This is a genomic window from Streptomyces sp. NPDC104581, assembly GCF_055583685.1.
The window spans coordinates 1-12,965 of record NZ_JBVJNN010000008.1 but is presented as its reverse complement, the minus strand read 5'-3'; the positions used below and the strand labels follow the sequence as shown (position 1 = coordinate 12,965).

The window sequence follows — 12,965 nt, the reverse complement described above, 5'->3', positions numbered from 1 at the left end:
TCCGACCCGGAACGAGCCCCCGGGGCCGGCCCACCCGCCGCCGCCCTCGCCGCCGCCCCGGCGCGCACTCCCGCATCCCCGGCACCTCTTACGCCCCCAACTGCTGCTCACCTGGCTCCCGTTGACCGTCGCGGCGGCGCTCTGGACCTACTCGCTGCCGCGCGTCGGCTTCCGGTCCATGGGCGACTACGGGCTGCTCGACCGCCTCCCCGCCACGTTCTACGCCGCGCTCGCCCTCCTCACCTGCGGATTCCTGGTCGCGCTGCGCCGTGCCGGGACGGCCCCGTGGTGGCCCGCCGGCTACTGCGCCGCCCTTCTCGTCGCCATCAAGGCACCACCCGCCGTGCTGTACGACTCCGTGCGCTACCCCTGGGCCTCCAAGCACGACGCCGTCGTCAACCAGCTCCTGCTCCACGGTGAACTGCGCCCGGACGGCGCCCTGTCGGGCAACATGTCCGCCTACGACCAGTGGCCCGGCTTCTTCACGCTCGTCGGCGGCCTGGTGCGCGCCTTCGGTGTGGAGAGCGCCGCCGTGTTCCTCAACTGGGCGCCGATCGCGCTCGGTGTGCTGCTGATGCCGGTGCTCGTGCTGCTCTACCGCACCTTCACCGAGGACTGGCGGCTGGTGTGGACGGCCGTCTGGATCTTCCAGCTCGCCAACTGGGTCGGGCAGGACTATCTCGCGCCGCAGGGCTTCGCGTATCTGCTGCATCTGTCCGTGATCGCCGTCGTGCTCCGGCACTTCGTGCTGCCGGGGTCGGCGGACAGGCTGCGGGAGCGCTCGTTCCTGGACCCGGCGTCCGCCGCCGTGCCCCCGCCCACCGGCACCGGGCAGCGGGCCGTCGGCGTGGCCGTCCTCGCTCCGCTGATCCTCGCCGTCAACGCCTCGCACCAGCTCACCCCCGTCATGCTCTGCGTCTCGCTGTTCGCCCTGACGCTCACCCGCCGCTACCGCAACTACGGTCTGCTGGCCGTCGCCGCGCTCATCATGCTGGCCTGGGACCTGACGATGGGACGGCCGCTGTTCCTTGAGACGCTGGGCACCCTGCGCGACTCGCTGGGCCGGCTGACGCAGAACTCCCGCGCCGGATACGCCGGTGAACTCACCGGTCCGGGGCCCGAACTGGCCGGTCTCGCCAATGTGCTGATGGTGCTGGCCGTCGCCGTGCTCGCGGGGGCGGCGCTGCTCCTGCGGCGCCGGCTGGTCCGCGCGGCGCTGCCCCTGCTGCTCGTCTCGCTGGCGCCGGTCCCCCTGTTCGTCGTGAACGACTACGGCGGCGAGATGCTCTTCCGCGTCTATCTGTTCGGCCTGCCGGGCGCCGCGTTCTTCGCGGCGGCGACGCTCGTGCCCGCCGCCGGAGGCGCGCGGAAACCCTTCCGGAGGCGGGCCGGGGCACTCACCCTCCACGGCGCGCTGCCCGTCGCCCTCCTCGTGCTGCTGGCGGGCTTCCTGCCCTCGTACTACGGCAAGGAGAAGATGTACTACACGCCGCCCGCCGAGACCGCGCTCGTGACCCGCGCCATCGACCGGGCGCCCGAGGGGGCCCTGATCCTGGCCACCACCGGCTCCTTCCCGCAGGCGCTGCACCGCTACGACGAGGTCGGGCACTGGTTCTTCGCCGAGCAGGAACTTCCGGAGAACGAGCGGATGCTGGCCGACCCGGTCCGTCATCTGGTGGACGGCATCCCGCCCGGCACCGACGCGTACGTGATCCTCACGCGTACGCAGGACATCTACGCCGCCGGTGAGGGACTGCTGCCCCCGGGCGGCTTCGGCACACTGCGCTCACGGCTGACGGCCTCGCCGCTGTTCCGGGTCGTGGAGGAGCACCCGTACGGCATCGTCCTGGAGTACCGGCCCCGCACGGACACCACCGCCCCGGGGAGCGAGCGCCCATGACCCTGGATCACTTACGGCTCCGAGTACCGCCGGTCCTCGCCGGCTGGGGCGCGGTGGCGGCGACCGCGCTGCCCGGCGGTTCCCCCCTGCGGTGGATCCCGGTCCTGCTGTTCGTCTGCCTCGGACCCGGCCTCGCGCTCCTCCTGCCGCAGCGCGGCACGCTGCGCCCGGCCGCGCGCATCGAGGCGGTGGCGCTCGCCGCGCCGCTGAGCCTCTCCCTCGCGGTCACCGTCGCCACCACGCTCTTTCTGGTGCGCGGCTTCTCGGCGACGGCCCTGCTGGTGACGCTCGCGGCCGTGACGACCGTCGCCGCCGCCCTGCCCGGACTGCCGCTGCCCGCCGCGACACGGGGCGCGGCCGGTGGCGACGGCGGGCGGGGACGCTGATGGCGGCCCGGCTCGGCGACGCCGAGAAGCAGGCGTACACCGTGATCGTCCTGCTCGCCGTCGGGCTGCTCATCGCCGGGATCGGCATCTGGGCCACCGAGTCGGACGGGCACGCGGACGACGGCTGCGCGGCGACGGAGCTGCTGGAGCCACCGTGCGGCGCGTGGTGGGGGGCCTATGTCCCGTACGCGGAGGACGGCCCGGCGGACGGCTCGCTCACCAGGGCGGTGTACGCCTTCGAGAAGAAGATCGGCCGCAGGCTCGACCTCGTCTACAACTACCACGACATGTCGAACACCGAACTCGACGGGCAGCTCCTCACCCCCGACGAACGGGAGCTGGGCGAGGACCGGATGCTGATGCTGGCCTGGGAGTCCACCGTCTGGCGCGAGCCGCACCACGAGAACTGGACCGAGGACCAGCTCGGCTGGGCGAACGTCGCCGCCGGGAAGTACGACGAGGAGATCATCGATCCCCAGGCGCGGCGCATCAGGGAGTACGGCGAGGAGCACGGCAAGCGGATCTTCCTCTCCTTCGACCAGGAGGTCGACGCCCGCATCAAGGAGGGCGCGGGCACGCCGGAGGAGTACGTCGCGGCCTACCGCCATCTGCGCGACCGCTTCGAGGAGCTGGGGGTGGCGAACGTGGTGTGGGTGTGGACGGTCTCCGGCTATCTGGGCAGCACGCGGGAGATGAAGGCGCTGTACCCGGGGGACGAGTACGTCGACTGGATCGGCATGGACCAGTACAACTACTACCTCTGCCACGGCACCACCGACTGGAAGGACTTCGACCGCAGCCAGCGCCCCACGTACGACTGGCTGCGGGAGAACATCTCCGCGCGGAAGCCGCTGATGCTCGCGGAGTTCGGCACGGTGCCGGATCCGGCGGACCGCGACCGCCAGCGCGACTGGTACACCCGGATCCCCGAGTCGGTGCGGACGATGCCGGCGGTGAAGGCGCTGGTCCACTGGAACAGACCGGTCCCGGGCGCCGGCTGCGACCTCACGGTCAACGGCGGCCCGGCCCTCGACGGCTACCGCGAGGCGGGCGGCGCCCCGTACTTCGACCAGCCGCTGCCCTAATCGCCGAACAGCACCCCGTACGCCGTCGGCACGAACGCGTCGGAGCGCCGGAACCGGCGCGTGGCGACGGCCGCCACCGCCGTTCCCGTCCCCGGGCAGAACCCCAGGAACGCCTGCTGCCCGCTCGTCGCCCCGCAGTGGAAGTAGGCGGGACCGTCGTCCGTCGGGTGCTGGAACCACGTCAGGGTGTGCGTGTGCGCCTTGCCGAGGCCCCGGCGCAGTACGGGGCGGCGTACCGCGTGCAGCGCCTCCGCCAGCGACGGCGTGCGCTCCGGCCGCAGATGCGCTTCCAGGAAGGTGAGCAGGTCGTGCGGCGTGGCCCGGACCGCCCCGGCCGCCGCGAAGCCGCCGATGCGCAGCGGGGGCACCTCGCTCACACCGTCCCCGGCGTACCCGACGGCCTCCGCCGCCCCGGCACCCGCCCCCGCCGCGGTCCCGGCCCCGCGCGTCGTGGTGCCCGTCAGCCCCAGCGGCGCCAGCACCTGGTCCTCCATCAGCGCGTCCCAGCCCGTCCGGGTCGCCGCGGCGAGCGCGTGACCGAGCACGGAGACGGCGAAGTTGGAGTAGTGCCAGCGGGTGCCCGGCCGGTGGCGGGGGCGCGCCCCCAGGAACGCGTCCACCACACGGTGCGCGGGATAGCCGGCGAACGGGTTGGTCGTCCAGCGCGGCAGCGCCTGCGGATAGAAGTCGCGCGGCAGCGCGGGCAGTCCGGACGTGTGGGTGATCAGATGCCGCAGGGTGACCGGCGCGACCGGGCGCGGCGGCCGGGTCCCGAAGCAGGCCGCGGCCGAGTCGTCGTACGCCACCCGGCCGGCCGCCGCGAGCCGGGCCAGCAGCAGTCCCGCGTACGGCTTGGACGCCGATCCGATCTCGTAGCGCAGCCCCTCCGCGCCCGGCGAGGCCCGGACGGTGCGGTGCCCGTGCACGGAGACGGCGAAGACGACGTCCGGGGCGTCGACCGCGCGCGCCGCCGCGTCGAGCCGGTCGTGCGGCGTACCGGCGAGCGCGGCGCGGGCGACCCGGGTGACCGGGCCGGTGAGTTCGCTGCCGCTCATGACGCGACGGGTGCCGTCAGCCGCGCCATGGCGCGCGAGGTGGCCAGCACGGAGGCGAGCGCGGCGACCAGGGTCGGGTGGTAGACGATGTCGAACACGTCGTCCGCGCTCCCCTCCGGCATCTCGTCCGTGACGGGCATCGCCCCGTCGGGCTGCTGCGCGGCGGCGAAGCCGCGCCACACCCGCTCGTCGAGCGTGGGCTCGGGCAGACAGGCGTCCACGACGAGCAGCTCGCCGAGCAGGTCCCAGCGCTTCAGATCGAGCCAGTCGTCGAGCCAGACCGGCAGCCAGAGCGCGAGGTAGTCGGCGATGCCAGCGGGCAGCCCGGCGGGTCTCTGGCCCCAGTCGGTGAGGTGGAAGACCGTGTGGGTGATGTCGTACCCGATATGGCCCTCCACCGTCCACGGCTCGGGCGTCCGGGCGAGCCAGGTGTGCCGGGTGGCGTCCTCGACCGGTGTGCCCGGCGGCAGTCCGAAGCGCCGCTCGTACGTGGAGATCCCCAGGCGCCGCACGGGCAGCACCTCCAGGGCCGCCCAGCTGCCGAGCCGGTGGTTGAGGCGCACGGCGCGCTCGGTCTCCGGTTCCTCGTAGCCCATCTCCTTGAACGGCAGATAGACCTCGAAGGGGATGGGTGAGATCGGCTCCTGCCGCTGGCCGCGCGCCAGCATCCGCCCGCCGTCGAGGGCCTCGCGCCACAGATGGTCCATCAGCCCGCGGGCGAGGGACGCCTGCCGGGAGCCCGCCACACCCTCCCGGAAGAGGATCTTGCAGATCATGGCGGCCTCGCCGATCGGCTTGAAGCGCTCGAGGAAGCCCACTTCGGGGTCGGCGTCGGGTTCGAGCCGGAAGCCGGCGCGGTGGGTGTGCAGCCACTCCATCGCCCGCGCGCCGACACCGTGGACGAGCTTCATGTGACCGGCGGTCGTGCCGGCGGTGTCGTCGGTGCTCTCCGTCGTCATGCGACGCCTTCCTCTACGGCCGCCAGCCGGGCGTCGGCCAGCGTGGCGGCGAACGCGGCCATCAGCGTGGAGTGGTAGCAGTACGCGAAGTCACGGGGCGGCTCGTGCGGGCGCCCCGCGCCGTTCTCGGGGATGCCGCCCGCCGCGTCCTGGACCTCCGCGATCCGGGACCACGCGGCCTCGACGGTCCGGGCTGCCCCCGGATACGACGGGGCGCCGGGAAGGCTGGCGGCGACGGCCAGCAGCTCACATCCCAGGTCCCACTGCTCCGCCTCCAGACAGGTGTCCAGCCAGGCGGGCAGCCAGGTCGCCAGATAGTCGCCGACGTCGGGCGGCATCCGGTGCGGCGCGTTGCCCCAGTCGGTGAGGTGGAAGACCACATGGGTCAGCCCGTAGCCCGCCGTCCGCTCGAACGTCCACGGTTCCGGCAGCCCGCCCAGCCAGGTGCGCGCGAGCGCGGCCGACGGCTCCCCGTACGGCGGAAGGCCCACGCGCCGCTCGGAGTTGAGCACCCCGAGCCGCCGGTTGGGCTCCTGCTCGATCCGTTCCCAGCCGCGTGTGCGCCGCACGGTGCCCGCCAGTTCCTCGAAGCCGGTGTGCCGCAGACCCGCGGCGGCGAAGGCGGCGTAGATCTCCAGCGGATACGTCGCGAAGGGCTCACCGCGCAGCAGGTCGAGAAAGAGTCCGCCCCGCCGGGTCTGGTCCCACGCGAACTCCAGCAGCCCGGACGCGCGTCGGTGCCGGCCGGTGCCGGGCTCGCTGTAGGCCCGGATGGAGAGGGTGAGCTGGGCCAGCTCCCCGAGCGGTTTGAGCGTCCGGTTGACGTCGGCGCCGGGGTCGAGCACATCGTCGGGCAGCCGGAAGGAGTCGCGGTGCCCGTCCACCCACTCCAGGGCACTCCGCGCCACACGGGACGCGTGTGACACCTCGGTCGCCGCCGTCACCTCGGCCGTGCGGGGCGTGCTCATCCGCGGCCCCCGGCGCGGATGTGCCGCGCGGCGTGCACGTGCAGGCCCACCCGGGCGTCCGCCCCGGCCATCAGCTCGACGAATTCGAGTCCGGTGTCCAGACCGAGCGTGCCGGGGACACCGTCGATGACGCTCAGCCAGCGTCCGGCGCCGGCGGCCTGGAGCCAGTCACGGCGCCGTACGGCGCGCACGAAGCCCCGCGCCACGTCCACGGGCCTGCGGGCAGCCGCCTGGGCGACCCCCGAATCGGCGCCGGGCACGGCGAGCGAGGCCAGCAGCGACAGCTGATGGGTGAGCCGCGGCCACTCCAGGGTGTCCAGCCATGAGGCGTCGGGCCCGGACCCCGGACCGCCGCCGGACACGTCGAGGCGGTGCAGGGTCTGGGTCATCGCCCAGTGGCTCCACACCGTCGTCGCGGACGAGGCGGCGCCCGGGGCGTAGGTGAGGACGGCGCGCCGGAAGACCGCGAGATCGTCCGGCAGCGGCCGACGCCGGGTCAGGACGCTCGGCAGCAGGACGTCGGCGCCCAGGACGCGTACCGCCGCCAGACTCAGCCGGTCGTCCGCGAGGGTGCCGACGGTGCCCCCCACCACAGAGGAGTGGCCCCCGTCCCGGAGGACGGAGACCACCTCTGAAGCGAGGTCATGCACCACACCCGCCAGGCGGGGAGGGGTACCTGACTGCTCCATTTCGACGTCTCCCGTCAGCCCTTCTTCGGGCGGGGGGTCGGCGGCGAGAGCAGGACCGCGCCTGAACCGGCGGCCAGCGCCAGCGCGGCGCACTCTCGGCTGTCGCGGTATGTGCCTTCGGCCTCGCTCGGGCTCAGGACCGCGTCGATGTCGACGTCCAAGTCCTGCGTGACGTCACGGGCGTTGGTCTCGGTGGACATGCCATCATCCCCTCAGGAGGAAGCTGATTTGACGGACATAAATCAGTTCACCTCACATATCGGACTCACGCAAACGCTCAGCTCCGGGAGTGCGCCGACCGGACGGCGATACGGGCCAGTACAGCGGTGACCGCGAGTGCCAGAAGCCCCGCGGACACCGGCACGGCAACCGCCGCGAAGACGCGCTGCGCCGCCCAGCCGCACACCACGAGCACCCAGACGGCCGCCCCGACGATCCGCCCGTCCAGCCGCCCGTTCGCGCGGGACACGCGGAGCACGACGGCGGCCAGCCCCAGACAGAGCAGTTGCAGGACGACGGGCAGCAGCTCCGGTGCCCGCGCCGCGCCGGTCAGCTGCGCGAGGGCGTCGGCGACCGGCCGGTGCCAGGGACCGGACGCCGCCTCGGGCCGTACGCCCAGCAGCACCGGCACCCCGTGCAGCGCGCCGAACAGGGCCAGCGGCGCGGCGGTGAGCAGGAGCGGACGCGACCGTACGAGCGCCAGGGCGGCGCACTGGACGACGATCAGCAGGACCCCGGCGCCGAGGGTCAACGGCGGCAGCGCGGCGAGGAGTTGAGGGCCCGTCACCCGGCCGTCACCCAGGCCGGCCGCCTCGCGCGCGGACAGCGGGAGAAGCGCCGCGGCCAGGGCGAGCAGCGACCACAGGGCCACGGTGGACGGGTGACCGTTCCCGCGCGGACGCGGGGCCGGCGCGGGAGGCGCGGGCGGCGCGACGGGCTCCGCCCGATCCGCGCGGTCCCTGGACCCCGGCTCCCGGACGGGGATCCCGAGCGCCGGAGTCGCCGTGTCGCGCACCCCGTGCGGATACGACGTCTGCCGCGCCCGGGCCGCCCGGTACTCGGCCTCCTCCGGCGCGTCGGGGACCGCCCCACCCGTAAGCCGCCTCCGCTCGGCCGCCTCACGCGCCCAGGTCGTCCCGTACGCCGAGTCCCGCTGCCCGGGACCGTGCCGACGGCCGCGACCGTTCAGCGCCGACCGCAGCCCCGGCGCCGCCACCAGCGCGATCAGTGTCATCGACAGCAGCATCGCCAGCCCGGCACCCGAGATCCCGGCCGGCCCGAGCAGCAGTACCGCGCTGCCGAGTACGGACACGCACATGGCGCCCTGGAGGGCGGCGAGCATGCCCGTACGTCCCTGCACGCGCAGCACGCCGATGTACAGCTCCACGACGACCCGGGGGAGCGCGGCGGCTGCCAGCAGGCGCAGCACCGTCGAGCCGTGCTCGGCGTAGTCGGCGCCGAACGGCGCGAGGACCTGGGGCGCGAAGACCACCAGCACCAGCACCACGGGCACCAGAAGCACCGTCATCCGGCGCAGCGCGCCCCGCACGTCGTCGGCCAGCCGCTCGGGCGAGTGCGAGGCGTGCGCGGTCAGGGACGAGGCCATGTTGATGGCCATGAACTCCATCGTCCCGCCCACGGTGTAGGCGGTGTAGAAGAACGCGTTGTGCGCCGCGTCGAAGCGGACGGCGACCATCACCGGCAGCAGATTGATCATCGCCAGGCTGAACAGGGCACCGACCGAGTCACCGGCCAGGAACCGTCCGATCTCCGCCGGGCGGGGCGGCTCGCGGTCCCGGTCGGCGGCGGCCTGCCGGGGGATCAGACGGCGGAACACCAGCCAGCCGAGCGGCAGTACGGACAGGGCGATGGCCGCCGCCCAGGACACGAAGACGCCGAGGACCGGCAGCGCGGTGGCGAACGCGACGAGCAGCAGCAGCTTGCCGAGTGAGAAGACGGCGTTGCCCACCGGCACCCAGACGGCCTCGCGCAGCCCGGTCAGCACCCCGTCCTGGAGGGTGAGCAGCGCCCAGGCGACGCACGCGCCGGTGAACAGCAGCCCGGCGGTGACGCCGCCGAGCGGCGCGTACGAGGGTCCCCACAGGTCGAGCGTCAGCAGGAAGACCACGCAGGCGACGCAGACGACGGCCGAACTGAGCGCGTACGCCCGCCACACGAGCGCGCCCGTCGCCCGCCCCGCCCGTGGCACGTAACGCACCACCGCCCCGATCATGGTGGTCGCGGTGAGGGACGCGAGCAGCCGCATGGCGGCGATGGCGGCGGAGCCCTGGCCGACGGCCTCCTCGGTGTAGTAGCGGGCGGCGACCAGCCAGAAGCCGAGACCGAGCGCGGCGGAGACCCCGGTGGAGAGCATCAGCGCGTAGGCGTTGCGGAACATCGAGTCGCCGCTGTCGGCGCCGTCGTGTCCGGCGGGCGGCCCGTCCTCCGTCGCCCGCCCCGCGCGCACCGTGTCAGCCACCGTCGTGCTCCGGCGGCAGCACGGGCTCGGCGCCCGACTCGGTGAGCGCGGCGATGACGTGGCCGGCCCGTAACGGGTCGGCGGGCAGCGCGTGACGGGCGAACCAGGCGGCGGGCGCGGGGCGGGGCGAGGCGTCGGTGAAGACGTCTCCCGCGTACACGTCGAGCGGCGGGTCGTAGAGATAGCCGGTGGTGATCCGGCGGCGGGCGAGCGCGGTGACCGCCGCGTCGCGGTCGGCGACCAGCAACGGCACCCGGAACAGCGGCCGGACGGGTCCCGGCGGCGCGGGCGCCGCCCACCGGGTCGCCAACAGCCGCTCCGTGCCCGCCCGGTGGGCGGCGAGCAGCGGATCGAGCCCGGACAGCAGGCGTTCGGTGCGGTCCAGGCGCAGCCGGCCCGGTGTGACGCGGTACCGGCGCATGTCCACCCGTACCCATGAGTCGAAGCCGTCGAGTCCCGGCCCTTCGGCCAGGGCCTCCTTCAGCTCACCGGGGCGCAGCTCCATCCGGATGCCCCGGCGCTCCTCGGCGCCGACCGCCCGCAGCAGACCGCGCGCGGCCCGGACCAGCCGCAGCCCGCGTACGCCCGCCTCCGCGTACGGCCGCAGGGCGTAGGCGAGTTCGGCGGTGAGCGCGGCCGGTTCGAGGAGCGCGTCGCGGGCCGCCGCCAGCTCCGTACGGAGCGCGGGATCGGCCGGGGCGAGAAAACCGCCGGTCTTGGCGCCCACGTGTTTGGAGAGGCTGAACACGGCCGCGTCCCCGAAGGTCCCGACGGGCCGGCCGGCCACCTCGGTGCCGATGGCGTGCGCCGCGTCCTCGATCAGCGGTATCCCCAACGCGTCGCACCGGGAACGCAGTCCGGGCGCGGGGTCGGGGTTCCCGTACAGATTCGTGGTCAGTACGGCGCAGAGCCCGCGCCAGTCCGACTCCGGGACGGCCGCCGGATCGATCGAGCCGTCCCGCGCGTTCAACGGCGCCTGGACGGGCCGCAGTCCGGCGGCGAGCACCACGAACATGATCACGTCGTCGTTGACCGGCGACATCAACACCCGGCCGCCGGGCGGGCACCAGTGGCGCAGCGCCACGTAGAGCCCGAGCCGGCACGACGGCACGTACAGACACTCTCTGCCAAGACGGCGCCGCATGAGCGATTCCAGCGCGGCGTACGGCGTCGGGCAGCCCTCCCCAGGAGCCATACCGTTTCCCCCTGCCACCGGATCAATGTGGCCTTTGGGGACGCTCCCGTCAATACGGTCGCAGGGTGCCGGGTCCCACCGTGTCCGTTACTCGGGGTCGCTGTTGAACTTGCGCCTTGGACCAGTGGTAGCCGAGCGCCGTGAGAGCCAGACACCAGGCGAGGGCGAGCCAGCCGTTGTGGCCGATCTGGGTGCCGAGGAGCAGTCCGCGCAGGGTCTCGATGGCGGGTGTGAAGGGCTGGTACTCGGCGATGGGCCGGAACCAGCCGGGCATGGGCCCTCCCGTTCGAAGGCTGAGTGAAGTGACAGGAATGGAGTGCGAGGAGGGGCGGGCTCCCGGGCGGGCGGAGCTTCTCAGGCGCGGGCGCGGCGGATGTCGATGTTGCCCCAGTTGGTCCGGGCGCGGACCTTGACGGTTTCCTCGCTCCGCTCCGGGGTCCCGGAGGCGGTCAGTGTGTTGCGTACCTGCCCGCGGTTGGAGCTGACATCGAGCCAGGCGGCGGTGCCCTCGCGGACGCCGACCTCGATGGAGCCGTTGGCGGTCTCCAACTGGACGGTGCCGGAGGAGACTTCGGCGACGCGGAGTCCGCCGTGGGTGGTGGTGCCCGTGACCGACCCCTCGGCGCGCTCGATGTCGATGGCGCCGTTGGCGCCGCTCATCCGCAGCTCGCCGGTCACGGCGCCGACGGTCGTGGAGCCGTGCGAGTTCTTCAGGACGGCCGGGCCGTCGACGAGACCCACGCGCACGTTGCCGGTGCTGCTGGTGATCTCGGCCAGGCCCTCGACCCGGTCCACGGTGATCGAGCCGTGCGACGCCTTGAGCTGAAGCGGGCCGGTGGTGTCGAGGCGGACGTCGCCGGCCGAGGTCTTCACGCGGACCTCGCCGAGCCGGCCCTCGCCGAACACGTTCGTCCCGGCCCCGGTCATGTCGACGCGTGAGCCGGCGGGCAGTTCGACCGTCACGTCGACGGTGCCGCCGCGCCCGAGCAGATTCGCCTTGGGCGTTCTGACGATCAGTGAGCCGCTCGCGTACGAGACCTCGGTCTGGTCGGCGGTCCGTACGTCCTGGTCCTTCTTCGCGTCGCGGGGGCGCACCTCGACGACCGTGTCGGAACGGTCGCCCGTGGTGAACCAGATGGAGCCGGAGTAGACGTAGGCGGTCACCGAGATCGGTTCGGGAGTGTCGTAAGAAGGCATGGCTGTCCCGTCCTCTTGGGTCTTCGGATCGTCCCCGCAGGTCAGGGACGTGGTGCGGATGAAGTGGTGCCGGTGAATCCGGGGCGGACGCGCTGCCGGGTCGTGTCTTCGAAGTCCCGCCCGGCCCGCGACGCCTGGCGCGGGCCCCGCCCTGCGGGCGGACGGCGCTACTTTGAAGACACGGCCTAGCGCACCCAGCCGGTGAAGCTCTGCCCGACGGTCTGGATCTTCTCCGTCGTACGCGGCCGGGTGCCGCCGTCGACCGCGGCCGAGACGGCGCGCACCAGCCACGCGTTGACCGACAGGCCCTCGCGGGCCGCGGCCTCCTCGGCGCGGGACTTCAGGTGCGCCGGCAGGCGCAGGTTGACGCGGGCGGTGCCGCCCTCGTCCCCGTCGGCCGGGGCCGGGGCCGGGAGCGGTTCCACGGGCGCGGCCGGCTCGGTGTGGGCGCCGGTGTCGGTGGGCGGCAGGGTCACCACGAAGTCGGGGTCGAGTCCGCGCAGCCGTACGTCGACCGAGCCGGGGGCGAGTTCGCGGGTGATCTCGTCCATCGCGGCGGAGAGCACGTTGAGCATGGTCAGCCGGGTCGCCGACTCCAGCGGAGCGGTGAGCCTCTCGGCCAGCTCGCGGGCTTCGTCACTGCCGGCCTCTGCGGCCACCGCGAGTTCGCGGCGGAGGTTGTCGACGTACGGAGTGAGGTCCATAACGCCATCATGGCACCACCTTGGCGCCATACGCAAGCGCCATAGTGGCGCCGCCACGTCGTCAACCGAGAGTGAGCCCCTGAACTGCGGAAATGCAATGGCATCTCTCGGGGTCACTGTGGCGCCAGGGGCGTCACCCCGCCTGTGGTGGTGTGCGATTGGTGCCGATCGGCGCCACAGTGATGCCACATGGCGCCGCATGGTGCCGGATCGCACCGGACCGCGTTCAGGCGGCGCCATGTGCCGGTAAAGCCCGTGGCACGGGGGGGGGGGGGGGGGGGGGGGGGGGGGGGGGGGGGGGGGGGGGGAGGGGGGGGGGGGGGGGGGGGGAGGCCCGGGGGGGGACGT

12 protein-coding genes and 1 pseudogene are annotated in these 12,965 nt (G+C 73.6%); 3 read left to right on the top strand and 10 right to left on the bottom strand.

Translation table 11 applies throughout. From position 1 onward, the window contains the following. Positions 1 to 121 precede the first annotated feature (121 nt). From ACZ61E_RS09345 to ACZ61E_RS09335, 3 genes are read left to right on the top strand one after another with little or no spacing between them, the layout of a single operon-like run. A complete protein-coding gene (locus ACZ61E_RS09345; protein WP_469698952.1) occupies positions 122 to 1,900 on the top strand; it encodes a hypothetical protein in 1,779 nt (592 codons plus the stop codon). Then, positions 1,897 to 2,286, top strand: a complete 390-nt coding sequence (locus tag ACZ61E_RS09340) for a hypothetical protein (RefSeq protein ID WP_469698951.1) — start codon at positions 1,897 to 1,899, stop codon at positions 2,284 to 2,286. Before ACZ61E_RS09345 ends, ACZ61E_RS09340 begins: the two co-directional genes overlap by 4 nt. Further along, positions 2,286 to 3,371, top strand: a complete 1,086-nt coding sequence (locus ACZ61E_RS09335) for a glycoside hydrolase family 26 protein (RefSeq protein ID WP_469698950.1) — start codon at positions 2,286 to 2,288, stop codon at positions 3,369 to 3,371. Before ACZ61E_RS09340 ends, ACZ61E_RS09335 begins: the two co-directional genes overlap by 1 nt. Here ACZ61E_RS09335 and ACZ61E_RS09330 read toward each other — a convergent pair. The 10 genes and pseudogenes from ACZ61E_RS09330 to ACZ61E_RS09285 all read right to left on the bottom strand — a co-directional run bounded on the left by ACZ61E_RS09330 (position 3,368) and on the right by ACZ61E_RS09285 (position 12,617). Continuing rightward, positions 3,368 to 4,426: a serine hydrolase domain-containing protein gene (locus ACZ61E_RS09330; protein WP_469698948.1), complete on the bottom strand. Its 1,059-nt coding sequence runs from the start codon at positions 4,424 to 4,426 to the stop codon at positions 3,368 to 3,370. The genes ACZ61E_RS09335 and ACZ61E_RS09330 overlap by 4 nt on opposite strands. Next, a complete protein-coding gene (locus tag ACZ61E_RS09325; protein WP_469698947.1) occupies positions 4,423 to 5,385 on the bottom strand; it encodes a DUF6895 family protein in 963 nt (320 codons plus the stop codon). The genes ACZ61E_RS09330 and ACZ61E_RS09325 overlap by 4 nt, the downstream gene beginning before the upstream one ends. Continuing rightward, positions 5,382 to 6,353, bottom strand: a complete 972-nt coding sequence (locus tag ACZ61E_RS09320; protein ID WP_469698946.1) for a DUF6895 family protein — start codon at positions 6,351 to 6,353, stop codon at positions 5,382 to 5,384. The genes ACZ61E_RS09325 and ACZ61E_RS09320 overlap by 4 nt, the downstream gene beginning before the upstream one ends. After that, positions 6,350 to 7,042, bottom strand: a complete 693-nt coding sequence (locus tag ACZ61E_RS09315) for a hypothetical protein (protein ID WP_469698945.1) — start codon at positions 7,040 to 7,042, stop codon at positions 6,350 to 6,352. Before ACZ61E_RS09315 ends, ACZ61E_RS09320 begins: the two co-directional genes overlap by 4 nt. A gap of 14 nt (positions 7,043 to 7,056) precedes the next feature. Then, on the bottom strand, positions 7,057 to 7,242 hold the full coding sequence (locus tag ACZ61E_RS09310; protein WP_469698944.1) for a hypothetical protein: 186 nt from the start codon (positions 7,240 to 7,242) through the stop codon (positions 7,057 to 7,059). A gap of 77 nt (positions 7,243 to 7,319) precedes the next feature. Then, positions 7,320 to 9,521 (bottom strand): lipopolysaccharide biosynthesis protein, encoded by a 2,202-nt coding sequence (locus ACZ61E_RS09305; RefSeq protein WP_469698943.1) that lies wholly within the window; start codon positions 9,519 to 9,521, stop codon positions 7,320 to 7,322. Further along, positions 9,514 to 10,665, bottom strand: a complete 1,152-nt coding sequence (locus tag ACZ61E_RS09300; protein ID WP_469699112.1) for a DegT/DnrJ/EryC1/StrS family aminotransferase — start codon at positions 10,663 to 10,665, stop codon at positions 9,514 to 9,516. Before ACZ61E_RS09300 ends, ACZ61E_RS09305 begins: the two co-directional genes overlap by 8 nt. Before the next feature lie 100 nt (positions 10,666 to 10,765). Continuing rightward, a pseudogene (locus tag ACZ61E_RS09295) lies at positions 10,766 to 10,993 on the bottom strand (hypothetical protein); the annotation flags it as partial. A gap of 77 nt (positions 10,994 to 11,070) precedes the next feature. After that, positions 11,071 to 11,913: a DUF4097 family beta strand repeat-containing protein gene (locus ACZ61E_RS09290; protein ID WP_469698942.1), complete on the bottom strand. Its 843-nt coding sequence runs from the start codon at positions 11,911 to 11,913 to the stop codon at positions 11,071 to 11,073. A gap of 185 nt (positions 11,914 to 12,098) precedes the next feature. Further along, positions 12,099 to 12,617, bottom strand: a complete 519-nt coding sequence (locus ACZ61E_RS09285; RefSeq protein WP_469698941.1) for a toxin-antitoxin system HicB family antitoxin — start codon at positions 12,615 to 12,617, stop codon at positions 12,099 to 12,101. Positions 12,618 to 12,965: the final 348 nt, after the last annotated feature.